Source organism: Mycobacterium sp. NPDC003323 (assembly GCF_053589535.1).
In genome coordinates this window covers 41,180-65,557 of the sequence record NZ_JBSFSB010000017.1, presented here as the reverse complement: position 1 = coordinate 65,557, position 24,378 = coordinate 41,180, and the positions used below count along the sequence as shown (strand labels likewise).

Annotated in this window: 20 protein-coding genes; 9 read left to right on the top strand and 11 right to left on the bottom strand. The window is 68.7% G+C overall.

The window, feature by feature from the left end; genetic code table 11:
* Together ACWDUN_RS25565 and ACWDUN_RS25560 are read left to right on the top strand one after the other, a co-directional pair.
* Positions 1-2,565: tandem-95 repeat protein (locus tag ACWDUN_RS25565; RefSeq protein ID WP_449933065.1), on the top strand; the 2,565-nt coding region annotated here is incomplete at its 5' end.
* A gap of 38 nt (positions 2,566-2,603) precedes the next feature.
* Positions 2,604-6,209: an Ig-like domain-containing protein gene (locus tag ACWDUN_RS25560; protein ID WP_449933063.1), complete on the top strand. Its 3,606-nt coding sequence runs from the start codon at positions 2,604-2,606 to the stop codon at positions 6,207-6,209.
* A 71-nt stretch (positions 6,210-6,280) separates the two neighbouring features.
* Here the strand turns inward: ACWDUN_RS25560 and ACWDUN_RS25555 are convergent, their stop codons facing one another.
* Positions 6,281-7,384, bottom strand: a complete 1,104-nt coding sequence (locus ACWDUN_RS25555; RefSeq protein ID WP_449933062.1) for a fatty acid desaturase family protein — start codon at positions 7,382-7,384, stop codon at positions 6,281-6,283.
* Positions 7,385-7,406: 22 nt separating this feature from the next.
* Complete coding sequence (locus ACWDUN_RS25550; protein WP_449933060.1) at positions 7,407-8,474, bottom strand: flavin reductase family protein; 1,068 nt, start codon at positions 8,472-8,474, stop codon at positions 7,407-7,409.
* Between the two features lie 155 nt (positions 8,475-8,629).
* Here ACWDUN_RS25550 and ACWDUN_RS25545 point away from each other — a divergent pair, with 155 nt between their 5' ends.
* Positions 8,630-9,319, top strand: coding sequence for a TetR family transcriptional regulator (locus tag ACWDUN_RS25545; protein ID WP_449933058.1), 690 nt, complete (start codon positions 8,630-8,632; stop codon positions 9,317-9,319).
* 10 nt (positions 9,320-9,329) lie between these two features.
* Positions 9,330-10,112 carry an enoyl-CoA hydratase/isomerase family protein gene (locus tag ACWDUN_RS25540; protein ID WP_449933056.1) on the top strand — a complete coding sequence of 261 codons (783 nt, stop codon included), beginning with the start codon at positions 9,330-9,332 and terminating at the stop codon, positions 10,110-10,112.
* Here ACWDUN_RS25540 and ACWDUN_RS25535 read toward each other — a convergent pair.
* Positions 10,109-10,879 carry an SDR family NAD(P)-dependent oxidoreductase gene (locus ACWDUN_RS25535; RefSeq protein ID WP_449933054.1) on the bottom strand — a complete coding sequence of 257 codons (771 nt, stop codon included), beginning with the start codon at positions 10,877-10,879 and terminating at the stop codon, positions 10,109-10,111. The genes ACWDUN_RS25540 and ACWDUN_RS25535 overlap by 4 nt on opposite strands.
* Positions 10,880-11,072: 193 nt before the next feature.
* On the opposite strand from ACWDUN_RS25535, the gene ACWDUN_RS25530 reads away from it, so the two are divergent.
* Positions 11,073-11,849: an FkbM family methyltransferase gene (locus ACWDUN_RS25530; RefSeq protein WP_449933053.1), complete on the top strand. Its 777-nt coding sequence runs from the start codon at positions 11,073-11,075 to the stop codon at positions 11,847-11,849.
* Here the strand turns inward: ACWDUN_RS25530 and ACWDUN_RS25525 are convergent.
* The 3 genes from ACWDUN_RS25525 to ACWDUN_RS25515 all read right to left on the bottom strand — a co-directional run bounded on the left by ACWDUN_RS25525 (position 11,821) and on the right by ACWDUN_RS25515 (position 15,906).
* Positions 11,821-12,666: a pseudouridine synthase gene (locus tag ACWDUN_RS25525; RefSeq protein ID WP_449933051.1), complete on the bottom strand. Its 846-nt coding sequence runs from the start codon at positions 12,664-12,666 to the stop codon at positions 11,821-11,823. The genes ACWDUN_RS25530 and ACWDUN_RS25525 overlap by 29 nt on opposite strands.
* A gap of 2 nt (positions 12,667-12,668) precedes the next feature.
* Positions 12,669-14,420 carry a glycerol-3-phosphate dehydrogenase/oxidase gene (locus ACWDUN_RS25520; RefSeq protein WP_449933049.1) on the bottom strand — a complete coding sequence of 584 codons (1,752 nt, stop codon included), beginning with the start codon at positions 14,418-14,420 and terminating at the stop codon, positions 12,669-12,671.
* A 70-nt stretch (positions 14,421-14,490) separates the two neighbouring features.
* On the bottom strand, positions 14,491-15,906 hold the full coding sequence (locus tag ACWDUN_RS25515) for an NAD(P)H-quinone dehydrogenase (RefSeq protein ID WP_449933047.1): 1,416 nt from the start codon (positions 15,904-15,906) through the stop codon (positions 14,491-14,493).
* A 94-nt stretch (positions 15,907-16,000) separates the two neighbouring features.
* Here ACWDUN_RS25515 and ACWDUN_RS25510 point away from each other — a divergent pair, with 94 nt between their 5' ends.
* Complete coding sequence (locus ACWDUN_RS25510; protein WP_449933046.1) at positions 16,001-16,468, top strand: gamma-glutamylcyclotransferase; 468 nt, start codon at positions 16,001-16,003, stop codon at positions 16,466-16,468.
* Between the two features lie 66 nt (positions 16,469-16,534).
* Here ACWDUN_RS25510 and ACWDUN_RS25505 read toward each other — a convergent pair whose 3' ends face one another.
* The 3 genes from ACWDUN_RS25505 to ACWDUN_RS25495 form a co-directional block, all read right to left on the bottom strand.
* Positions 16,535-17,422, bottom strand: coding sequence for a hypothetical protein (locus ACWDUN_RS25505; RefSeq protein ID WP_449933044.1), 888 nt, complete (start codon positions 17,420-17,422; stop codon positions 16,535-16,537).
* A 154-nt stretch (positions 17,423-17,576) separates the two neighbouring features.
* Positions 17,577-18,740: an amidohydrolase gene (locus tag ACWDUN_RS25500; protein WP_449933042.1), complete on the bottom strand. Its 1,164-nt coding sequence runs from the start codon at positions 18,738-18,740 to the stop codon at positions 17,577-17,579.
* Positions 18,737-19,921, bottom strand: coding sequence for a M20 family metallopeptidase (locus tag ACWDUN_RS25495; RefSeq protein WP_449933040.1), 1,185 nt, complete (start codon positions 19,919-19,921; stop codon positions 18,737-18,739). The genes ACWDUN_RS25500 and ACWDUN_RS25495 overlap by 4 nt, the downstream gene beginning before the upstream one ends.
* 18 nt (positions 19,922-19,939) lie before the next feature.
* On the opposite strand from ACWDUN_RS25495, the gene ACWDUN_RS25490 reads away from it, so the two are divergent.
* Positions 19,940-20,734, top strand: a complete 795-nt coding sequence (locus tag ACWDUN_RS25490; RefSeq protein WP_449933038.1) for a purine-nucleoside phosphorylase — start codon at positions 19,940-19,942, stop codon at positions 20,732-20,734.
* Positions 20,735-20,743: 9 nt separating this feature from the next.
* On the opposite strand, the gene ACWDUN_RS25485 is transcribed toward ACWDUN_RS25490, so the two are convergent.
* Positions 20,744-21,289: a TetR/AcrR family transcriptional regulator gene (locus ACWDUN_RS25485; protein ID WP_449933036.1), complete on the bottom strand. Its 546-nt coding sequence runs from the start codon at positions 21,287-21,289 to the stop codon at positions 20,744-20,746.
* A 99-nt stretch (positions 21,290-21,388) separates the two neighbouring features.
* On the opposite strand from ACWDUN_RS25485, the gene ACWDUN_RS25480 reads away from it, so the two are divergent.
* Together ACWDUN_RS25480 and ACWDUN_RS25475 are read left to right on the top strand one after the other, a co-directional pair.
* Positions 21,389-22,522, top strand: a complete 1,134-nt coding sequence (locus ACWDUN_RS25480) for an FAD-dependent oxidoreductase (RefSeq protein WP_449933034.1) — start codon at positions 21,389-21,391, stop codon at positions 22,520-22,522.
* Between the two features lie 14 nt (positions 22,523-22,536).
* Positions 22,537-23,268, top strand: coding sequence for a hypothetical protein (locus tag ACWDUN_RS25475; protein ID WP_449933033.1), 732 nt, complete (start codon positions 22,537-22,539; stop codon positions 23,266-23,268).
* Here ACWDUN_RS25475 and ACWDUN_RS25470 read toward each other — a convergent pair.
* Positions 23,246-24,355 (bottom strand): AbrB family transcriptional regulator, encoded by a 1,110-nt coding sequence (locus tag ACWDUN_RS25470; protein ID WP_449933031.1) that lies wholly within the window; start codon positions 24,353-24,355, stop codon positions 23,246-23,248. The two genes, ACWDUN_RS25475 and ACWDUN_RS25470, sit on opposite strands and share 23 nt — an antisense overlap.
* Positions 24,356-24,378 lie beyond the last annotated feature (23 nt).

The following is a 24,378-nucleotide window of genomic DNA, read 5'->3' as shown; positions in this document are numbered from 1 at the left end:
AACGCCGTCAACGACGCCCCCACCGGCACCCCCACCACCATCGACGCCGACGAAGACTCCACCACCATCGGCGGCACCCTCACCGGCACCGACATCGAAGCAACCGACCCCGGACAGCTCAGCTATGTCCTGGAAACCGACGCCGATCACGGCGTGGTCGACGTCGACGAGGACGGCACCTGGACCTACACGCCTGCCGCGAATTACAGCGGCACCGACAGCTTCACCTACACGATCGTCGATGCCGACGGCGCCTCCTCGGCGCCGGTGACCGTCACCATCAACATGCGCCCGCTCAACGATGCTCCGGTCGGCAGCACCGGCCTGGCCGCCACCGGCGCCGAGGATGCATCCGGCGGCATGGGTGGCATCCTGACGGCCACCGACGCCGACGGCGATTCGCTGACCTACGCGTTGGGCGCCCAGGCCGGCAACGGCACCGTGACGGTCAACGCCGACGGCACCTGGACCTACACGCCGAACGCCAACTTCCACGGCACCGACACCTTCACCTACACCGTCAGCGATGGCACCGCGACCGCCGCGCCGGTCAGCGTCACGATCACGGTGACCCCGGTCAACGATGCTCCGACCGCCACCGCCGGCCTCAGCGGGTCGGGCAACGAGGATACCGCCATCACCGGCACACTGACCGGCACCGATATCGACGGCGACACACTGACGTACGCGCTGTCGAGCCAAGCCGGCCGCGGCACCGTGATCGTGAACGCCGACGGCGATTGGACCTACACCCCGAACACCAACTACACCGGCACCGATTCGTTCACCTACACCGTCAGCGACGGTCACGGCGGCGTGTCCACCCCGGTGACGGTGAACGTCACCGTCGCGGCGGTCAACGATGCGCCGGTCGCCCGGGCGGACAGTTTCAGCACCGCCGAGGACACCACGTTGAGCAGCGGCAATCTGCTCGGCAACGACACCGATGTCGACGGCGACACCATCACCGTCGTGGGCAATACCCAACCGGCTCACGGCTCGGTCACCGTCGGCAGTGACGGATCGTTCACCTACACACCGGCCGCGAATTACAGCGGCACCGACAGTTTCAGCTACACCATCGCCGATGCGGACGGATCGACCAGCACCGCCAGCGTCACGATCGCCGTCACCGCCGTCAACGATCAACCGGTCGGTGCTGCCGACAGCTTCACCACCACAGAGGACACCTCCTACAGCGGCAACGTGCTCGGCAACGACACCGACCCCGACGGCAACACCCTGACAGCTACCGTTGTCGTTGGGCCGCAGCATGGTTCACTGCAGTGGAACTCCGACGGCACGTTCACCTACACCCCGGATCCCAACTACAACGGCACCGACACGTTCACCTATCAGGCCTCCGACGGGCCTGCCTCGACCGCGGCGATCCTGGTCACCATGACGGTGACGGCGGTCAACGATTCTCCGACCGCCGCCGGCGCCGTCACCGGCGGCTCAGGCAACGAGGACACCGCCATCAGCGGGCGGGTCGGGTTCGGTGACGTCGACACCGGAGACACCACGACTCTGACGGTGACCACCCCGGCCGAGCACGGCACGGTGGTCTTGAACGCCGACGGCACCTACACCTACACGCCCACAGCCAATTACCACGGTGCCGACAGCTTCACCTACACCGTCACCGACGGGCTGGGTGCCACCGCCACCGCCGCCGTCAGCATCACCGTCGCCGCGGCCAACGATGCCCCGGTCGCCAACGCCGAGGACTTCGGCACGATCAATCAGTCCACGGTGACGCCGGGTCAGGTCATCGGCAACGTCCTCGACAACGACACCGACGTGGACGCCGGCGACACCCGCTCGGTCACCAGCTGGACTCAGGTGCCCTCCGCCGCGGGCTCCATCAACGTCGCTTCCAACGGCGTTGTCACCTTCACCCCGAACACCTTCCGTAACTACGACGGCGTCGTGACGTTCAGCTACACCATCACCGACAGTCAGGGCGCGACGAGCACGAGCACCGCCAGCTTCACGCTGAATGACGACATCGCGCCGACCGCAGTCGACGTTCAGTCGGTCAACAGCGGCACCGCCGGTCTGCTGAATCAGGGTGACGCCATCACCTACACCTTCAGTGAGCCGATCGACCCGAACAGCATCATCGCCGGTTGGGACGGAGCGGGTTCGAGGAACGTGACCGTGCGGGTCTACGACGGCTCGCTGGGACTGCTGAACCTGCTCGGTTTCGGTGACGTGTTGCGGGTGTACGACAGCACCGATACCACGCAACTCGCGCTCGGTTCGGTGAGCCTGGGTGGAGTCAATTACGTGAGCGGGGCCGTTTCGCTGCTGACCGGGCCCAACATCTGGTTCTCCGGGTCCACGATGACGTTGTCGTCCGACCGCACCAAGGTCACGATCACCCTCGGTGAGTACAACTACTCCACCACGTTGGGCGTGCCCCTGGGCGCGGTGCGAGGCACCAACATCGGGGATACAACGATGACCTGGGTACCGGATACCGCGGTGCGCGATGCCGCAGGCAACACGGCGACAAGCACCAACGCCACCGAAACAAGCACCGCCGACCGGGACTTCTGATCCCGCTCACCTGATCGATTCGAATGAGGAGCATCGCAGTGAATGCACAACCCGAACAACGCCCGCCAACGGGACGGCATCGCCGTGCCCGCGGCGCGGGCGTCGTGCAGGCGACGTTCCCGACCTTCCAGCTACAGGCCACACCCGCGTTGACACCAGGTTTGAGTATGCCGATCGGCCGGGTCGGTGCACTGGCGGTGGCGCTGGGCGTGGGATTCGCCGTCAGCACCGCGCACGGCGCCGGCAGCGCGCGTGCCGACGAGGCGTCGACCAAGTCCGCATCGGCGGAATCGTCGTCAGTTGACTCAGAGACGCAGTCAACTTCTTCGGATGACGCTCAGTCCGCCTCCGAGCCGACATCCGGGCCACAGACCGATCCGGACGTTCCGGACGACGAGGCCGAAGTCGACGAACCCCGCACCGACGACACCGACACCGAAGCACCGGAGCTCGAGGAGCCCGCACCGTCCGACGACCCGGACAACGGCACCGAAGACACCGAGGACGCCGGGAATCTCGACGACACCGCCCCCGCCGAGCCGGCCCGCCCCACCGACCCCCGGGACACCAATACGCTCGCCGAACCCGAGCGCGCTTCCTCCGGTCCTCGGCACGCCGCGCAATCTGCATCCGCACCAGCCCTTTCCGTACGCCCCCTGGTCACCGCGACCACCGCGGAGACGACCACACCGGAGGTGACGCCGCCCACCCTGCGGGTCGCCTCCGGCGCACCGGATGCGGCACCGATGACCGCCACGTGCGGGTGCTCAGTGGCCCCGGTCAACCTCGATCTGCCCACCCCGATCGAGCTGTTGGTGGGCGTACCGGTCGCGGCGGTGTACAGCGTGCTGGGTATCGCGCAGAATCTGCTGAGCGCGTTCCTGAACCCGCCCGGCGGTACCGCACAACCCGGATTGCTGTGGGTTGCCCTGGCCTGGGCCCGCCGCGAGATCGAGCACACCTTCTTCAACAGGTCACCCCGGGTCGACGATCAGGAGATCACCCTCACCCTCGACCCGGGCCAATCGAGTACGCCGATCGACCTCGGTGCCACCGACCGTGAAGGTGACCGGCTGACCTACCGGGTTCCGACCACCGGTTCCCGTGCGCCCGAACACGGCACGGTGACGGTGGACCAGTCGACGGGCACACTCGTCTACACACCGACCGATCAGGACTTCACCGGCATGGACATCTTCACCGTGAGCGTGTCCGACAAGATGCGGGGCTTCCATCTACACGGGCCGCTCGGCTGGATGTTCAAGAAGTGGCACGGGCACACCGACACCGCCGTCATCACCATCCATGTGAACCCCGACAGCACCGAACCGCCCACCGGGACAATCACACCCGTCGTCCGCAATGACGCGCTGACCACCGCCGAGGACGCCGACGGCACCGGCAACGTGCTGGCCAACGACGGCATCCGTACCGGCGACGGTGCACAACCCGGCGGCGACGGTTCGCTGATCGCCTCGCTGGCCGCCGGCCCCACCCACGGTCGGGTCGTGCTGCACGACGACGGCACCTACACCTACACCCCCGACGCCGACTATCACGGCACCGACTCGTTCACCTACACCGCCACCACCATCGGCGCGGGTGGCGGCGTATCGGCCACCGCAACCGTGACGGTGATCGTCACGCCGGTCAACGATGCCCCGTTCGGACTGGCCGGCCAGTCCGGCTTCGGCACCGAGGACACCACGTTCGGCGGCCAGCTGCTGGCCGATGATATCGACTCTGCCGCAACAAGTCTCGGGTACGCAGTGGCAGACCAGGCGCGCCACGGATCCGTCACGGTCAGCCCCACCGGCACCTGGTCCTACACCCCGGATCCCGACTACACCGGCATCGATTCGTTCACGTTCACCGTGAGCGACGGGCAGGGCGCCTCCACGCCGGTCACCGTCAGCGTGGAGGTCACCGCGGTCGACGATCCACCCGTCGCACTGCCGGGGCAGGCCGGTACCGGCGCCGAGGACACCACCTTCGGTGGGCAGCTGCTGGCCACCGATATCGACGGATCGGCCGGCGCACCGAGGTATGCGCTCGACACACAGGCCACCCACGGCCGCGTGACCGTCAACGCCGACGGCAGCTGGACCTACACCCCGGATGCCGACTTCCACGGCACGGATTCGTTCACCTTCACCGTTTCCGACGCCGCCGGCACCTCCACCCCGGCACAGGTCACACTGACCGTCACCCCGGTCTACGACCCACCCGCCGGCAACCCGGCAGCGGCATCCGGCGACGAGGATCGCGATATCAGCGGACAGCTGACCGCCGCCGGCGGCGAGGCAGACGATATGACGTTCACCCTGGACAGCTCCCCGGCGCACGGCTCGGTCACCATCGATCCGAGCGGAACCTGGACCTACACCCCAGACCCGGACTTCCACGGCGCGGACTCGTTCACCTACACCGTCGACGACGGTCGGGCCATCTCGGATCCGGTCACCGTCACGGTCACGATCAATCCGGTCAACGACGCACCGACCGCGCAGGCCGGCACCGACACCGCTACCGAGGACGGAGCTCCCATCACCGGTTCCTTCGAATTCAGCGATATCGATCTCGGCGACGGCGGCGACCAGGTCACCGTGTCGGTGACGCAGCCCGCCGGTGGAACGGTGACGGTCACCGCCGACGGCGCCGGCTACATCTACACGCCCAGTGCGGATTTCAGTGGTGTGGACACGTTCACCTACACCGTCACCGACGCGGCCGGCGCCCAGTCGTCGGCCACCATCACCGTGACCGTCACGGCGGTCAACGACCGTCCGATCGCGACATCCGGTCTGCACGGCACCGTCGTGGAGGACGCGGTGAACGGCGTCGGCGGCACCCTGGCCGGGACCGACGCCGACGCCGATTCCCTGAAGTACAACCTGGGTGTCCAGGCCGCCAACGGATTTGTGACCATCGATGAGAGCACCGGCGCCTGGACGTACACGCCGAACGCCGACTTCCATGGCACCGACACCTTCAGCTTCACCGTCAACGATGGGACGCTGATCTCCACCCCGGTCCAGGTGACCGTGCACGTCACCGGGGTCAACGACGTGCCGGTCGCGGTCGACGACGTCTCGTTGGGCACCGATGAGGATGCCGCACTGACGATTTCGAGGACGTCGTTGACGGCCAACGACACCGACGCAGACAAGGACGAGCTGACGATCACCGCTGTCGGGCAACCAGATCACGGCACGGTCACCGTGGCCGCGGACGGCTCCTTCGTCTACACCCCGGATGCCGACTATCACGGGGTCGACGGCTTCACCTATACGGTGTCCGATGGTCTGGGCGCCAGTTCCACAGCCCGGGTCACGGTGGCGGTGGCGTCGGTCCCGGACGCACCGGTGGCCAACCCGGACACCGTGACCACCGACGGAGCCACGGTGATGATCGAGGCCGACCAGCTGCTGGCCAATGACACCGACGGCGACGGCGACGGCCTCACCGCCATCATCGTCGACCACCCGCTGAACGGTGATCTGATCGACAACGGCGACGGGACCTTCACCTACATCCCCGATGCCGACCACAGCGGGTCGGATTCGTTCACCTACATCGCCTCCGACGGCGGCCAGGTGTCTCCGACCACCGTGGTCACCATCACGGTGGCGGCAGCCCTTTGATCCCGTTCAGACGGTGCAGTCGACCATGAGGCGCATCCCACCACGCTCGGCGTCGGCCGACGAAACCTACGTCAGACGGCGGGCTTGCGGTTCGGCAGGGCCAGCCGGCAGATCTTCTTGACCACCGAGAAGAACTGCTTGTGGATGGGTCCGCTGTTGTAGGGCAGACCGTAGCGCTGGCAGATCTCGCGCACCTCGCCGGAGATCTCGGCGTAACGGTGCGCCGGGATGTCCGGGAACAGGTGGTGCTCGATCTGGAAGGACAGGTTGCCGCTGAAGATGTGGAACCACTTGCCGCCGGACAGATTCGCCGATCCCAGCAGCTGCCGGTAGTACCACTGGCCGCGGGTCTCGCTCTTGGTCTCCTCGACGGTGAACTCGTGCGTGCCCTCGGGGAAATGCCCGCAGAAGATGATGGTGTAGGACCACACGTTGCGCATCAGGTTGGCGGTCATGTTGCCGGCGAACACGAATGGGGCGAACGGTCCGGCCAGCAGCGGGAACGCCACATAGTCCTTGATGGTCTGCTTCTTGACCTTGGCCCACATCTCGGTGAGCATGTCCTTCTTGTCGGCCAGCTTGATCTCGCCGGCGCGGATGCGCTCGGTTTCCAACTCGTGCAGCGCCACACCGTACTGGAACAGCACCATCAGCAGGAACGCGTAGACCGGGTTGCCCAGGTAATACGGGTGCCAGCGCTGGTCCTCGCTCATCCGCAGGATGCCGTAGCCGATATCGCGGTCCAGATCGACGATATTGGTGTACGTGTGGTGCATGTAGTTGTGCGAGTGCCGCCACTGGTTGGACGGGCACGCCGAATCCCATTCGAAGTTCTGGCCGCGCAACGCCGGATCGCCCATCCAGTCGTACTGACCGTGCATGACGTTGTGGCCGATCTCCATGTTGTCCAGGATCTTCGACAGGCCCAGCAGCACGGTGCCGACCGGCCAGGCCGGCGGCAGGAACAGCAACGCGCGGCCGCCGACTTCCAGTCCGCGCTGCCACTTGATGATCTGGCGGATGTAGGTGGCGTCACGCTCGCCGAGATCGGCCAGCTGACGTTCCCGGATCGCGTCGAGTTCCGCGCCGAAGGCCTCGAACTGTTCGGGGGTCAGCGTGTACTTGCGACTCTTGGCCGCCGGGGTCGCAACGGGCAGTTCCAGCATGGCAGTCATGTCTTTAGTCCTTTCGCGTTGTCTAGAGGTCGATTTCGACATCGCCGACGGGGGCGCTGACGCAGATGCGGATGTCCTCGCAGTCGCCGGTGGACACCGTGCCGTTGAGCAGGTTGCGTACCGCGCCACGGGTCTTGGGGCGGGTGCAGCTGAAGCAAATGCCCATCCGGCAGCCGCTCTCGGGGTTCAGGCCGGCGGCCTCGGCCTGCTCGAGCAGCGTCTGGCCGCTGTCGGCGACCCGGACACCGCTGCCGGTGAAACTCACCGTGCCGCCGGTCGCTTCGGCCGGCACGGCGAAGACGGGCGGGACGAAGCTCTCCGACCGAGCGTCGGGCCGGATCTCGCGCACCGCGTCGACCAGTGCGGGTGGGCCGCACACATAGATGGCCTCCGGGTCCGCCATCGCGGCAGACAGGTGGTGCGGCGCGAAGTGCCCGTCGAGGTCGGCGCCGGTATCGGTACGGGTGTAACCATGCAGCACGCGCACACCGGGCATGCGGTCGAGTTCGTTCCGGTAGCAAGCCTCTTCGGCCGAGCGGGCGTAGTGGACGAAGGCGGCCTCGCCATCGAAGCCCTCCGCCTGCAGTGTCCGCAGCATCGACAGCACCGGGGTGATGCCGCTGCCGCCGGAGACGAACAGGATGCGCCGGGGTCGCTGCGCCGGCATGAAGAAATCGCCGCCGACGGAATCCAGGCCGACGGTCATGCCGGGTCGGGCGTTCTCGTAGAGATAGGTCGAGACCAGACCGCCGTCGTGCAGACCGACGGTCAGCTCGATGAGGCGGCTGCCCTCGGCGCTGGCCGGCGAGTACGGGCGCGTGCGTCGGCGGCCGTCGATCTCGATCGACAGGTTGATGTGCTGCCCCGCGGAGAATCCCGGGAATGCGGCATTCGGTTGCAGCATCAGGGTCACGCTGCGGGTCGTCTGGCGGCGGACGGCCACCACTTTCGCGCGGGCATCGCCCTTGATCCACACCGGATCGACGATCTCGGTGTACCGGTCCACGCCGTGCGGTCCGGTCAACAGATCCAGCAGCGATGACCGGAGGACCCGGTCCCGCAGCCGGTGCGTCAACGTTTCGGTGAACATGTGTACACCATGAGTCAGTACCATCGGTCCCGTCAACCAATTCCCGCAGCTTGTGATGGCCATTACAGAGTGAACAGTTGTACTCCCAATTCACAAACGTGTGACGCCATACGGGTGGGGTACCCAGCGTCGTCACACCGGTAGGCTCGATGGTTGTGGACAGCGACGCACCCGGGACCCGGTCGGGACGGCCCGGCCGCACCGGCAGAAGTCGGTCGGCCAAGGACACGCTCTCGCGTGAGGAACGCAAGGCCGTCACCCGACGCGCCATCGTCGCGGCCGCGTTGCAACTGCTCGAACAGGGCAGTTTCACCGGTCTGAGCCTGCGCGAGGTCGCCCGCGAGGCCGGCATCGCGCCGGCCGCGTTCTACCGGCATTTCGACTCCATGGAGGCTCTCGGGCTCGTCCTGATCGACGAGTCGTTCCGATCGCTGCGCGACATGCTGCGCGGCGCCCGGGCCGGCAAGCTCGATCCCAACCACGTCATCGATTCCTCGGCCGAGATCCTGATCGCCAGCATCAGCGAACGGCGCGAGCACTGGCGGTTCATCACCCGCGAGCGCGCCAGCGGCGTCAGCGTGCTGCGTTACGCCATCCGCACCGAAATACGCTTGATCACTTCCGAACTCGCCATCGATCTGGCCAGGTTCCCCGGCTTGCGGGACTGGAGCAGCGAGGATCTCAACGTCCTGGCCAACCTGTTCGTCAACGCCATGATCTCCATCGCCGAACTCGCCGAGGATGCCGGTGACGAGGCCGCCCTGGAGGCCATCAAACAGACCGCCATCAAACAGATGTCGATGATCACCATCGGAGTCCGCGGCTGGAGCAGCCAGAGCACCTAGGGTCAGCAGCATGCCGAACCTGGAGCTCGCCCATCCGCGTCCCGAGATCACCGTCATCACGCTGAACCGGCCCGAGAAGCTGAACGCGCTGTCGCCCGAACTCGTCGAGGACCTTCATCGCACGCTGGACAGCATCGCCGAGGACGACGACTGTCGGGTGGTGGTCCTCACCGGGGCCGGGCGCGGCTTCTGCGCCGGGCTGGATCTGACCGACCCCACCCCGCCCCCGGTCTCGGCCGGGCTGGAGAAGCCCCGCGCCGGGATGCGCTGGCAGGAACGGATCGCCGGTCTGGCCGTCAAGCTGCACCGGCTGCGCCAACCGGTGATCGCCGCGGTCAACGGGCCCGCCTACGGCGGTGGCTTCGCGCTGGCGATGGCCGCCGATATCCGGGTGGCCGCCCAGAGTGCGCGCTTCTGCACGCAGTTCATCAAGCTGGGCATCGGCGGCTGCGATATCGGCGTCAGCTACATGCTGCCGCGCATCATCGGCGCCGGCCCGGCATTCGACCTGATCCTGACCGCGCGCACCGTCGATGCCGACGAGGCCCTGCGCCTGGGCATGGTGTCAAGGGTCTGCCCCGACGCCCCGGCCGAGGCCATCACCATCGCCGAAACACTCTGCGGCTACGGCAAGTTCGGCCTGGAGTCGACCAAACAGGTGCTGTGGGCCAACCTCGACGCGGGCTGCCTGGAGACCGCCTTGCAGGTCGAGAACCGCAGCCAGATCCTGGCCGGCACCAGCGGTGAGATGCGAGCCTTCGCCGAGGCGTTCGCCAACCGCAAGGAGAACTAGCGCGGGGTCCCGCCGCCGTCGACGATGACCACCTGACCGGTGATGTAACTGCCCGCCTGCGAGCACAACAGCAGCGCCGCCCCCACCATCTCGTCCGGCGAGGCCAGTCGGCGCATCAACGTGCCGTTGGTCATCGCCTCGATGGCCTCCTGCGGGTTGTTGCGCATCATGTCGGTGTCCACCGGCCCGGGGGCGATCGCGTTGACGCGGACACCCGCAGAGACCAGTTCGGCCGCCATGGACCTGGTCATCGACATCAACGCCGCCTTCCCGGAGGCGTAGATCGACAGCGACGGCGCGAAATTGAAGGCACCCACCGACACCATGTTGAGCACCGCGGCAGCCGGGCTCTCGCGTAGATGCGGCAGGGCGTGCTGCACCAGGAACACCGGCCCCTGCAGGTTCACCGCATAGGACTTTTCCCACGCCGCCGGCGTCATCTGCCCGATCGGCTGTGCCAGCGCGTTGGCCGCGTTGTTGACGACGACGTCGACACCGCCGAACTCGGCGACGGTGGCCGCCACCAGCGCGCCGAGATCGTCGACGTCACCCATGTGCGTCGGCACCCCGATGGCCTGGCCGCCGAGCTCGCGCAGATGCTGCGCCGCGGCCGAGCAAGCATCGGGCTTGCGGCTTGCCACCACCACCCGGGCACCGGCCAGCACGAAGCCTTCGGCCAGCGCCAGCCCGATACCGCGGGTGCCACCGGTCACGATCACCGTGCGATCGGACATGTCGAACAATTGGTCAAACGCGCTGCGGTCCACGCCGGTAGTAGACCAGACCGGCACGCTGACGTGCGGTAAACCCGTCCGGGCGGGTCATCGTCGGCGCCGACATCCGGCGGCATCACCTGGGTAACCAGGTTCACCTAAGCTGTGGATATCCCCAGCGACGACTAACCTCATTGGCAACCGGGCACCCGTCTCCGAAGGGCGGCCCGTCACTGGTGGAGGTGCAATGCAGATCGCTGGGCGCGGCGTCGGCAAAATTGCCGGTTCGGTGCTGCACCGCCGGAACTACACCGCCGCGCGCAATATGCTGCGGGTCTACGAGCACCCGGTGGACATCTTCCGGCGCTATCTGACCAGCTCGGGCGAATACCCCACCACGGTCCGGGTGCGCACACCGCAGGGATGGGTCGCGCTGCGGCTGTATTCGTCGCATGATGTGCTGACCGTCAACGAGATCTTCTGCCGGACCGACTACCACGCCGATGCCACCGACCGGGTGATCGTGGACTTCGGGTCCAATATCGGCATCTCGGCCGCCTACTTCTTGTCGCGCAGTCCCGAGGCGTACACGTACCTGTTCGAACCGCTGCCGCGCAACGTGACCCGCCTGCAGGAGAATCTGCGCCCGTTCGAGGGCCGCTACACCCTGCAGGAGGTCGCGGTCGGCGCGGTCGCCGGCGAGGTCGAATTCGGTTTCGAGGAGTCGGGCCGCTACGGCGGCGTGAACGCCGAGTTCGGCAGCTCACTGACCGTGACGTGCGTCAACTCTCAGCAGGTGCTGCGTGATGTCATCGACAAGCACGGGCAGATCGACATCCTGAAGATCGACATCGAGGGCCTGGAAGCCGCCGTCATCGCCAACATCCCCGTCGATCTCGCGCGCAACATCAAGAAGATCTACGTCGAGTACCTGTTCGACGAGAACCCGCTGGCCGAGACGCACACGCTGCGGCACTACGGCGGCATCTCGCAGATCATCCGCCGTCCAGACGTCGGCCGCTGACGAACTCGCGCGGCACCCCGCTGAGCGGGTCGCCGAACCTCATGCGGTACGCCAGCAGCTGCAGCGGACGGGAGAAGTCCCCGGCCGCCACGTCGACGATGTCGGGGTAGAGCGGGTCGTCGGCGATGGGGATGCCGATCGAGGCCAGGTGTACCCGCAGTTGATGGGTGCGTCCGGTGGTCGGCTGCAACCGGTACAGCCCGGCACCGAGATCCTCGACATGCGTCTCGGCGTTCGGGTCTCCCGGCTCCTCGAACGCCTGCAGCCGCCCGCGCACCTTGGTGATCCGGCTGCGCAGCACGGTCGGCAGTCCCACCGCAGGCGACCCGGCCGACCGCGCCAGGTACGTCTTGTGCACGCGGCCGGCGGCGAACATCGTCTGATAGGCGCCCCGCACCTCACGGCGCACCGTGAACAGCAGCACCCCGGCCGTCAGACGGTCCAGTCGATGCGCCGGGCTGAGCTCGGCAAGACCGAGTTCTCGGCGCAGCCGCACCAGCGCCGTCTGCACCACATGGCCGCCGCGGGGCATGGTCGCCAGGAAATGCGGCTTGTCGACGACGAGGATGTCCTCATCGCGATACAGGATCGGCATCTCGAAGGGGACCTCGACCTCGTCGGGCAGGTCCCGGTACAGGTACACGTAGGCTCCCGGGGCCAGCACGGAATGCTCGTCGAACGGTAGTCCTGCTGCCGAGAAAACCTCCCCGGCAACCACTTTCGACCCGGCCGCCCATCGCCGTTCGAACTCGTCGACCAGCCTGCCGCCGTGGACGCGCACCCGCGACGGTCCGATACCGGCGTGACTGGACGGCATGCTCAATTCAGCGGGACCGGTTCCAGGATCTCGGCGCGCGCCTCGGGAGCGGCCGCCCGCAGGGCATCCGCGGACTCGTCATCGGGCTGGGTCTGCGATCGCACCTCGGCCTCCACCCGGGCCAGGTAGGTCTCGACCTCGCGGTCCACCTCCTCGGCACTCCAACCCAGCACGGGCGCAACGGTTTCGGCGACCTCACGGGCACAGTCGACACCGCGGTGCGGATACTCGATCGAGATGCGCATCCGGCGGGCCAGGATGTCCTCCAGGTGCAGCGCCCCCTCGGCCGCGGCGGCATACACCGCTTCCACCTTCAGGTACACCGGTGCGGCCGTGATCGGTTCCAGCAGTTCGGGTTTGACCACCCCATTCTCGGAGGCCATCGACAACACCTCCCCGATCAGCGACCCGTAGCGATCCAGCAGATGACGCACCCGGTAGGGATGCAACCCGTAATGGTTGCCGACGTGTTCGGTCTGGTTGACCAGCGCAAAGTAACCGTCGGCGCCGACCAGCGGGACCTTCTCGGTGATCGACGGCGCCACCCGGGTCGGCACGAATTGCGCTGCGGCATCGATGGCGTCGGCGCCCATCACCCGGTAGGTGGTGTACTTGCCCCCGGCGATGGCCACCAGACCCGGTGACGGCACGGCGACGGCATGCTCGCGGGACAGCTTGGAGGTCGACTCGCTCTCCCCGGCCAGCAGCGGACGCAGACCGGCGTAGACACCGTCGATGTCGTCATGGGTCAGCGGGGTGGCCAGCACCGCGTTGACGTGGCCCAGGATGTAGTCGATATCGGCCTTGGTGGCCGCCGGATGGGCCAGGTCCAGATTCCAGTCGGTGTCGGTGGTGCCGATGATCCAGTGCGTGCCCCACGGGATGACGAACAGCACCGACTTCTCGGTGCGCAGGATGATCGCCACCTCGCTGACGATGCGGTCGCGCGGGACCACGATGTGCACACCCTTGGATGCGCGCACCCGGAACCGTCCGCGTTCCTTGGACAGCGCCTGGATCTCGTCGGTCCACACCCCGGTCGCATTGACCACCACGTGGCCGCGCACCTCGGTGACCGCACCATTCTCCGAGTCACGCACCCGCACCCCGGTCACCCGGTCGCCCTCGCGCAGCAGGGCCACCACCTGCGTCGAGGTGCGCACCACCGCGCCGTAGTGGGCCGCGGTGCGCGCCACCATCATGGTGTGCCGGGCGTCGTCGACGACAGTGTCGAAGTAGCGGATACCGCCGATCAGTGAGCTGCGCTTGAGCCCGGGCGCCAACCGCAGCGCGCCGGCCCTGAGCAGATGCTTCTGCGCCGGAACGGATTTCGCGCCGCCGAGCTGGTCGTAGAGGAAGATGCCTGCGGCGATGTAGGGGCGTTCCCACAGCCGCTTGGTCAACGGGAACAGGAACGGCAACGGTTTGACCAGGTGCGGCGCCAGCGTCGTCAGCGACAGTTCGCGCTCGTGCAGCGCCTCGCGCACCAGGCCGAACTCAAGCTGCTCCAGATAGCGCAGACCGCCGTGGAACATCTTGGAGCTGCGACTCGACGTGCCCGACGCGTAATCGCGCGCCTCGACCAGCGCCACCTTGAGCCCGCGGGTGGCGGCATCCAGCGCGGCCCCGGCGCCGACGACGCCGCCGCCGATGACGACGACGTCGAACTGTTCGCTGCCGAGCCGCTCCCACGCCGTCGCACGCTGGGCGGGACCGAGTTGAGCTTGACCATTGCCAGAGATCGGGTCAGTCACGCCCTCGAGCCTACGTTGCGCGACCGGCCGGTGTGGCCCGTCGAGCCCAGGACCTGACCGTTAGTCGAGGTCAGTCCAGATCGTCGTGCGACATCAGGCGCCGTGCCGCCTCGACGATGGAACCCGACAGCGACGGGTACACCGACAGCGTCTGCGCCAGGTCGGTGACGGTCAGATTGTTCTGCACCGCCAGCGCGATCGGCAGGATCAGCTCGGAGGCGATCGGCGCGACCACCACACCGCCGATCACCACACCGGTGGCGGGCCGGCAGAAGATCTTGATGAAACCCCGCCGCAGCAGCGACATCTTGGCCCGCGCGTTGGTGGTCAACGGCAGCATCAGGGTGCGGGCCGGCACCTCACCGCTGTCGATCCGGGTCTGCGGCACACCGACCGCGGCGATCTCGGGGCGGGTGAACACCGCCGCGGCCACCGTGCGCAGCCGGATCGGCGACACGCCCTCGCCGAGCGCGTGGTACATCGCGATGCGGCCCTGCATCGCGGCCACCGAGGCCAGCGGCAGCAAGCCCGTGCAGTCCCCGGCGGCGTAGATGCCGGGGGCCGAGGTGCGCGACACCCGGTCGACCTTGAGGTAGTTGCCCGGACCCAGGTCGATGCCGACGCGTTCCAGCCCCAGACCCGTGGTGTTGGGCACCGAGCCGACGGTCATCAGGGCATGGCTGCCCTCCACCACACGGCCGTCGGCCATCGCCACCTTGATGCCGCGCTCGGTGCGGGTGACCGCGTCGGCGCGGGCGTTCTTCACCAACTCGACACCGCGCTCGGCGAAGGCCTCCTCCAGCACCGCGGCGGCGTCGGAGTCCTCGTGCGGCAGGATCTGGTCGCGGCTGGCCACCACCGTCACCTTGACGCCGAGCTCGGTGTAGGCGCTGCAGAACTCGGCACCGGTGACACCGGAGCCGACGATCACCAGATGCTCGGGCAGCTCGGTCAGGTCGTAGAGCTGACGCCAATTCAGGATGCGCTCACCGTCGGGCTTGGCGTTGGGCAGCACCCGCGGGGTGGCGCCGGTGGCGATGAGCACCACGTCGGCCTTGAGCACCCCGGTCTTGCCGTCGGGGGTGGTCACCTTCACCCGGTGATGCGCCATGCCCGGGACGTCATCGACGAGTTCACCGCGGCCGGCCACCACCGAGACGCCGTGGCTGAGCAGCTGCGAGCCGATATCGGCCGACTGCGACCGCGCCAGCGTCTTGACCCGGTTGTGGATCTGCGCCAGCGAGATCTTGGCGTCGTCGATCGCGATGTCGAATCCCAGTCCGTTGGCGCGCCGCAACTCGGTGCGCACACCGGTGGAGGCGATGAACGTCTTGGACGGCACGCAGTCGAACAGCACGCACGCCCCGCCGACTCCGTCGCTGTCGACGACGGTGACCTGGGCGACCTGCGGGCCCCGGGTCGCCGCCACCAGAGCGGCTTCGTAGCCGGCCGGTCCACCGCCGATGATCACGATCCTGGTAGGCACGGTCTAAACCTAGTGGTTCGTCGCGAGCGCGCCCACCGAACCCAATCCCCCGGGTCGCTGCGCTCGGGCCCGGGCAACCGCATAGAGTTGGCGCGTGCCGCTCTACGCCGCTTACGGATCGAACATGCATCCGGAACAGATGCTGCAGCGCGCGCCGCATTCGCCGATGGCCGGCACCGGCTGGCTGCACGGCTGGCGCCTCACCTTCGGCGGCGAGGACTACAGCTGGGAAGGGTCGCTGGCCACCCTGGTCGAGGACCCGGACTCGAAGGTGTTCGTCGTGCTCTACGACGTGACGAGCGAGGACGAGGCCAACCTCGACCGCTGGGAGGGCTCCGAACTGGGCTTCCACAAGAAGATCCGGTGCCGGGTGGAGCGGCTGTCCTCCGACACCAGCACCGATCCGGCGTTGGCGTGGCTGTATGTCGTCGACGCCTGGGAGGGCGGGCTGCCCTCGGCCCGCTATCTCGGGGTGATGGCCGATGCCGCCGAGATCGCCGGCGCGCCCGCGGAGTACGTGCACGACATCCGGACCCGGCCGGCACGCAACGTCGGCCCCTAGCCCCTTTGGCGCGAACGACCGTGTCTGTACGTTGACACGCCGCGTCGGCGCGCATTCTGCGGTCGCTCACGCCGCCGCTCTTCTGCGCAGGTGCTGATCCAGCCGCGCCACCAGTCCCGCCGGCCGATAGCGCACGTCCTCCAGCAGGATGGGCACCGAGACCCAGCCGACATCCTGAACCGCCGCCAGCTTTCGTCGGTCCCGACGCATCTCGTCGGCCCCGCTGTGCCAGTCGACGCCTTCGTACTCGGCGGCGACCTTGGCCTGCGGCCAGGCGAAGTCGAATCGGCGCAGATCGCCGTTGCCGTCGCGGATCTCGTACTGCAGCTGCGGCTCCGGCAGACCACCGTCGAGCATGACCAACCGCGCCTCGCTCTCCATCGGAGATTCCGCGAGCGGGTTGGCCAACGGGATCAGCCGCCGGACCTCGACGATCCCCCGCCGACCGGCCTGGGCCCGCGCGGCGCAGACCAACTCGTCGCGAATGCAGTGTCCGCTGCGCAATGCCGCATCGAGCGTGGCCAGTGCCCGACCGCCGCGCAAGGCGCGGGAAACCTCCACCGCCGTCCACGCCGGCGCCGTCGCCGGCCGGCCGCGGATCTCGATCAGCGGCGCACCGTCGCGCCGGTGGACCACCAGCCCGTCGGCGCTGCGCAACCGCGACCCGTCCGGGCTGAGGACGTGGAGGTCGGGTGGATCCTCGGTATCGAATCCGAACTCCGCGGCGGCCGTCCCCAGGCAGATCGGAACACTTGTGCCGCAGGCCAAATCGAGACCTCTGAGCAGCAGCCGACGATCGGGTTCGGCGCGGCTGTAGATGCCGTGCCACAGCCGCTCGACCGACCCGTAGGCAAGGGCTGTCTGGAGTTTGCGCCGCGACAGCACACCGAGAAGCTGCGCGCCGGTGGCCACCCCGCCCTGGCGGTCGAACAACTCATCCAATGCATCGCTCACCTCTGCGATGCTGGGCGTACGCGGCTTGGCGGCGATAGACCCTCGGACTCATCTGTGCATGAATCCGGCACTGTGCACAACTCGCCTCTGGCGTGAGCGACCGCAAAGTGCCCAGAAATACGGCGTGTCAACGTACCGACACGGTCGCTCGCGCCTAGGCAGACATCTCCACCAGGTTGACCATCGTGCGCACACCCACCGCGAGCGCCCGCTCGTCCAGGTCGAACGTCGGCTGGTGCAGATCGAGCTGCGCCCCGTGCCCCGGCCACACCCCGAGCCGTGCCATCGCGCCGGGCACCTCCTCCAGGTACCAGGAGAAGTCCTCGCCGCCACCGGACTGGTGGGTGTCGGCCAACGCCGTCGGCCCGAGCGCCTCGATGGCGTGGGTGAAGATCCGGGTGGACAGCTCCTCGTTGACCACCGGCGGCACCCCGCGCCGGTAGTTCACGCTGTGCTCGACGGCCAACGGTGCCAGCAGCGACGAGACCACCTCGCGGACAAGTGATTCCAACGTCAGCCAGGTCTCCCTGCTCGCGGTGCGGATGGTGCCGGCCAGTGTCCCGGTCTGCGGTATCGCATTGGCGGCCACACCGGCGTTGACCGCACCCCACACCATCACCGTGCTCTTGCGCGGATCGATACGGCGCGACAGCACCCCGGGCACCCCGGTGATCAACGAACCCAGCGCGTACACCAGGTCCCCGGTCAGGTGCGGGCGTGAGGTGTGCCCGCCGGGCGAATGCAGGGTGATCTCGATGGAGTCGGCCGCCGAGGTGATCGGCCCCAGCCGCACCGCGACCTTGCCGACCTCCAGGCGGGGATCGCAGTGCAGCGCGAAGATCCGCGACACCCCGGCAACCGCACCGGCGGCCACCGCGTCGATGGCCCCGCCGGGCATCAATTCCTCGGCGGGCTGGAAGATCAGCCGCACCCCGACCGGCAGTTCCGGTGCCGACGCCATCGCCAGGGCCGCGCCGAGCAGCACGCTGGTGTGTGCGTCGTGACCGCAGGCGTGGGCGACGCCGGGCACCGTCGAGGAAAACGGCAGACCGGTGCGCTCGGCCATCGGCAGCGCATCCATATCGGCGCGCAACGCGACCCGCGGGCGGTCCTCGGGCCCGAAGTCACACGTCAGCCCGGTGCCGCCGGGCAGCACCTTCGGGTTGAGTCCGGCCTCGGCCAGCCGGGTGGCGACGAACTCGGTGGTCGCGAACTCCTGGCGGCCCAGTTCCGGGTGCGCGTGGATGTGCCGGCGCCAGGCCACCAGATCGTCGTGATGGGCGGCCAGCCAGGCCTCGGTGTGGGTTCGCAGCGTCATGATGCCCTCCGCCGGGCCTGCGCCTCGAGCACCCGGTCGCGTTCGTCGGCGTTCTCCGCCAACGCAACGACGGTGCGGGCCAACATGATCGCGCCGTCGACGACGGCCTTGTCCGCACTCGGCCCCACGGCCGCGGCGGTGAACTCCGGTTGATGCAGCGAGGCCCCGCCGGCGTCGATGCCGACGACGGGATGGATACCGGGCAGCAGTTGGGTGACATTGCCCATATCGGTACTGCCCAGCGGCAGCGCCGCCTCCAGTTCGACGGGCAGCGGATGCCGCCCGGCCCGCACCATCTCGGCCCGGAACACCTCGGACAGGAACGGGTCCGGCGCCAGCGCGTCATACGGCGGCGCGGTCTCGCGCACGGTGTGCGAGCAGCCGGTGGCCACCGCGCCGGCGGCGAAGCACCCCGCGACCCGCTCTTCGAGCGCCTTCAGCGACGTCATGTCGGTGGCCCGCATGGTGTAGCGCAGCTCGGCGTGCGCCGGGATGACGTTGGTGGCCTGTCCGCCGTCGGTGACGATGCCGTGCATCATCTGCCCGGGTGCCAACTGCTGGCGCAGCAACCCGATCGCCACCTGCGCGACGGTGACCGCGTCGGCGGCGTTGACGCCCAGGTACGGCGCGACGGCCGCATGCGACTCACGCCCGGTGTAGCCGATGGCCACCTCGGTCAACGCCAGCGACCGCGCGGCCGCGATATCGGCGGGACCGGGGTGCAGCATCACCGCCGCGGCGATGTCGTCGAACACCCCGGCGTCGATCAGCAGCACCTTTCCGCCGCCGGCCTCCTCGGCCGGGGTGCCGACCAACACCACCGTCAGCCCGAGCTCGTCGGCGACATCGGCCAGGGCCAGCGCGGTACCGACGGCGGACGCCGCGATGATGTTGTGCCCGCAGGCGTGCCCGATCCCCGGCAGCGCGTCGTACTCGGCGCACACCCCGATGACCAGGGGCCCGCTGCCGTACTCGGCGCGAAAGGCGGTGTCCAGACCGCCGGCCGCATCGGTGACGGCGAACCCGCGCTCGGCGACCAGCGCCCGGGTCTTGGCGCAGCTGCGATGCTCGGCGAAGGCCAGTTCCGGTTCGGCGTGGATGTCGTGGGACAGCGCGATGAGGTCGCCACTGTTGCGGTTGACGGCGTCCTCGACGCTCGACGACGCGGTAACCGTGGACATCCTGGCAGTATCTCACTCGTGTCAGATCCCCAGTCGGCCGCCGACGACGCCGCCCGCGCGATCCATGAACAGACCGGTGTATCCGGCCACGATGTGGCGGTGGTCCTGGGGTCGGGCTGGGCGCCCGCGCTGACCGCGTTGGGTGCGCCGTCGGCGTCGCTGCCGATGGCCGACCTGCCCGGCTTCACCCCGCCCACCGCCGCCGGCCACAGCGGCCAGGTGCACTCCGTCGTCATCGGCGCACATCGGGTGCTGGTGCTGGTCGGGCGCATCCACGCCTATGAGGGACACGACCTGCGCCACGTCGTGCACCCGGTGCGCACCGCCTGCGCCGCCGGCGCGCGGACCGTCATCCTCACCAATGCCGCGGGCGGGCTGCGCGCCGACATGTCCGTCGGGCAACCGGTGCTGATCGCCGACCACCTCAACCTCACCGCACGCTCACCACTGGTCGGCGCGCAGTTCGTCGATCTGGTCGACGCGTACTCCCCGGCGCTGCGGGCGGTCGCCCTCGAGATCGACCCGTCGCTGGCGGAGGGGGTCTACGCCGGGTTGCCGGGCCCGCACTACGAGACCCCGGCCGAGATCCGGATGCTGCGCACCCTGGGCGCGGACCTGGTCGGCATGTCGACGGTGCACGAGACCATCGCCGCGCGTGCGGCCGGCGCCGCGGTGCTGGGCATCTCGCTGGTGACCAACCTGGCCGCCGGCATGACCGGGCAGCCGCTGAACCACGAGGAAGTGCTGGAGGCCGGCAGGCAGTCGGCGACCCGGATGGGTGCGCTGCTGGCGTCGGTGATCGCGCGACTGTAGCTCGCCGGGTCAGCCGACCAGGTAGCGCTGCAGGGTCGGCCCGATCCACCCGACCACCTCGTCGCGCGTCATCTGCTGCAGCGGCGGGAAGGCCAGCACGTAGCGGCACAGCGCCATGCCGAGCACCTGCGAGGCGGCCAGGCTGGCGCGCGTCGGCGCCTGCTCGGGATCCCCGATGGCCTTGGCGATCACCGGCGCCAGTTGTGCGGCGAAGATGGTCCGCATCCGCTGGGCCACCGCCTCGTTGGTGACGCCGGCGCGCAGCAGGATCAGCAGCGCCTCATCGCGTTCCCACCGTTCGACGAAGTGGGCGGCCAGCGCGGCCCCGATGCCGTCGACCGGCACCTGCGCCAGATCGGGCAGTTCCAGGTCGAACTCCGCGGCGGCCGCGAACAACCCTTCTTTGTTGCCGTAGTAGCGCATGACCATCGCCGGGTCGATCCCGGCGTCGGCGGCGATGGACCGAATGGTCGCCCGCTCGTAGCCGTCGGCCGCGAAGCGTTCGCGGGCCGCGGACAAGATCACCGCTTTGGTCTCGGACGCCGGTCGCCTCATGTCAACGATCGTAGGCCAACGACCGTTGACAATCCGCGCAACACTCGCCTACGGTAAGTCAACAGCCGTTGACCAACGCTTGTTGACAAAGGAGCCGTGATGCCAGAAGTCCTGATCGCCGGTGCCGGACCGGTCGGGCTGACCGCCGCGATAGTGCTGACCCAACGCGGCCACCACGTCACCGTGATCGACCGCGCGGCCGAGGGGGCCAACACCTCACGTGCCGCGGTCGTGCACGCCCGCACGTTGGAACTGCTGCAGCCCTACGGCGTGACGCCGGACCTGGTGGCCCGCGGTGTGCACACCCCGGCCTTCACCATCCGCGACCGCGACGCCGTGCTCATCGAGGTGCCCTTCGACTCGCTGCCGACGGCGTACCCCTACACGCTGATGATCTCGCAGGCCGACACCGAAACCCTCCTGCGCAAGCGCCTGGCGAACCTCGGCGGGCAGGTGCTGCGACCGGTCGCCCTGACCGGCATCACCCAGGATGACGACGGCATCGTGGCCACCTGCGCCGACGGCCGCCGGATCGACGCGCACTACCTGCTGGGCGCCGACGGCCTGCACAGCACCGTCCGGACGCAGGCCGGAATCGGTTTCATCGGAAGCACTTACGCCGAATCGTTCGTGCTGGCCGATGTGCAGTTGTCCGGCGGCGTCCCGGCCGATGAGGTGATCCTCTACTTCTCGCCGGCCGGCCTGGTGGTGGTCGCCCCACTGCCCGACAACCGCCACCGGATCGTCGCGACGGTCGAGAAGGCCCCCGCCGAGCCCGATACCGCCTTCGTGCAGGGCCTGCTCGACGAGCGCGGGCCGCAGCGACATCCCGCGGTCGTCGAGCAGGTGCTGTGGGGCTCGCGGTTCCGGGTGCACCACCGCATCGCCGACACCTTCGGCCAGGGCCGGATCCTGCTGGCCGGCGATGCCGCGCACGTGCACTCTCCCGCCGGCGGGCAGGGCATGAATCTGGGCATCGAGGACGCCGTCGCCGCCGGCGAGACGCTGTCACGGGTGCTGCGCGGCGAACCGGCACAGCTGCTCGGCGACTACGCCCGCACGCGCAGGCGCACCGCCCAGGGGGTGGTCGCGCTGGCGGGCCGGCTCACCGATATGGCGACGCTGTCGGCCCGGCGCCGCCCGCTGCGCAATGCCGTCATGCGCACCGCAGGCACGGTGCCCGCGGTGCGACGCGCCCTCGCCTTCCGCCTGTCCGGACTGGACCGGCGCTGAGAAAGGAGACACCCATGGAGATCGTCAACGCCCAGCTGGCCATACCCGCGACACTGACCGATCCCGACGGTGCCGGCTACCTCGTGCTGGCCGCCGAGATCGGGAAGTGGGCCGGGCCGTTCCCGCTGCCCTCGCGGCGGCGCAGCGCCGTGCTGGCCCGGGCCGCCGCGCTGTGCCGCACCCTGCGAACCCGCGCGGATGTGCTCGAGGTGACGCTCTTTCGCCCCGCGGTGCGGCCGCCCGGCGAGGGCGCCGCACTGCTGGCCCGCGCCGGGGTCCGGCCCGCGCGTCACGACATCGTGGTGTTGATCCGCACCCGTGACCACGACGGCGTCGATCGCGTGCGCGCCGACCCGGACTTCCGCGCGCTGCTCGCCGAACTCGGCGAGAACACCTATCAGGTGGCCGCCGACAATGCCGCGCGCATCGCCGCCGTCGACCATCGCCGCGACGACTGGTTCCTGTTCAACTACTTCCACTGCGACGACGCCGACACCGTCTACGACGTGTGGGAGTACACGGCGGGCTGGTTCCAGCGGCACACCGATTTGCCGAACTCGACGCTGTTGCGCCCGCTGCCCGGTGAACGCACCGACTTCCGCATCGTCAACCACGCGAGTTGGCCGAACCTGCGCACCTTCCTGCCGGTGCTGCTGTTCCATCCGGAGTTCCGGCGGTTCGTGCTCGCCATCTTCAAGGCCAATGGCGTTGCCGCCCAGCCCATCATCTATCGGGTGCTGCGCTGACGCCGACCGGGTCTCGACTCCGCCGCCGGCTCAACGCGGCCATCCCCTTTGCCAAAAACGGCGCCGCGAACAGCATCAGCAGGATCCGCACCACCTGGGCGGCGATGATGAAGGTGACGTTGGAGCCGGTCTCGACGGCGGTGGCCAGGACGGCGTACACCCCGCCCGGGCTGGTGGCCAGGTAGCCCTCCAGCAGGGTCAGGCCGGTGACGTGGGCCAGCAACACGCCCAGGCCCGCCGTGGCGACGGTCAACACCACGATCAGCGTCAGCGCCGCGGGTAGCGCCCGGCCGACCGAGCGCAGCGATTCGCGGGTGAACGCCAATCCGGCCTGCCAGCCGATCAACAGGTACGCGATCTGGACCAGCACCACCGGGACGGTCAAACCGTTAGATTGGCCGGACAATTCGAGGGCCACCGTGAACGCCAGCGGACCGAGCAGGCCGGCTCCCGGTAGCCGGACGGCCTTGCCGACCAGCGTCCCGACCACCACCAGGGCCAGCAGCATCGCCAGGCTCAGATACCACGGCGCCGGGTCTGCCTGGCTCAACGGCGTCGACGACGGATGCGACCGGTCGGCATGGAAGACCAGCGTCACGACGATCGGCATGGATGCCGTCACGAGTCCGACGCGCAGATACTGCACCACCGAGACCAGGCGTTCGTCACCGCCGAGTTCCCGCGCGATGGCGACCAGACCGGACGCGCCACCGGCCGTCAACGCCAGCGACCCGGTCAGCGGAGTGACATCTCGACGCAATCCCAACAGGGCTCCCGACAGCACACTGAGCACCAGAGTCCCCACCGCCACCGCGATCACCACCGGCCAGTGCGGCCCCAGCGCTCCCGCGGCGTCCTCGGACACCATCGTCCCGATGTAGACGCCGAGGATTCCCTGGGCGGTCACGCCGGCGCGCCGCGGCACGCCGGCCGGGGCGAACGACGACAGGGCCAGCACGATGCCGACGACCAACGCGGCGAACAGGGCGGCCGAGGGCACACCGAGTGCGCCGAAGCCGGCGCTGACCGCGACACTGACGACCGCCAGCACCGCCCACTTCGCCGCCCCGCGCACCTTGCCGGTCAATGCCCACCTCCTTTGATGACAAG